Here is a 440-nt window from a genome sequence, read left to right as displayed (position 1 = left end):
CTCGTTAAGGAACTCGGCAAAATGACCCCGTAACTTCGGGAGAAGGGGTGCTCTGTTAGGGTGCAAGCCCGAGAGAGCCGCAGTGAATAGGCCCAGGCGACTGTTTAGCAAAAACACAGGTCTCTGCGAAGCCGTAAGGCGAAGTATAGGGGCTGACGCCTGCCCGGTGCTGGAAGGTTAAGAGGAGCGCTTAGCGTAAGCGAAGGTGCGAATTGAAGCCCCAGTAAACGGCGGCCGTAACTATAACGGTCCTAAGGTAGCGAAATTCCTTGTCGGGTAAGTTCCGACCCGCACGAAAGGCGCAACGATCTGGGCACTGTCTCAACGAGAGACTCGGTGAAATTATAGTACCTGTGAAGATGCAGGTTACCCGCGACAGGACGGAAAGACCCCGTGGAGCTTTACTGCAGCCTGATATTGAATGTTGGTACAGCTTGTAC

1 rRNA gene (running past one end of the window) is annotated in these 440 nt (G+C 54.1%); it reads left to right on the top strand.

Annotated features, from left to right (window positions below):
• Positions 1 to 440: ribosomal RNA gene (locus ACFTWF_RS45080) — 23S ribosomal RNA — on the top strand (its annotated part extends 562 nt beyond the left edge of the window); the annotation flags it as partial.

Origin of the sequence: Rhodococcus sp. NPDC056960, from assembly GCF_042674125.1 — a bacterium.
Classification (GTDB): domain Bacteria; phylum Actinomycetota; class Actinomycetes; order Mycobacteriales; family Mycobacteriaceae; genus Rhodococcus_F.
The sequence above is the reverse complement of the archived record's forward strand: the minus strand, read 5'-3'. Positions and strand labels throughout refer to the sequence as shown.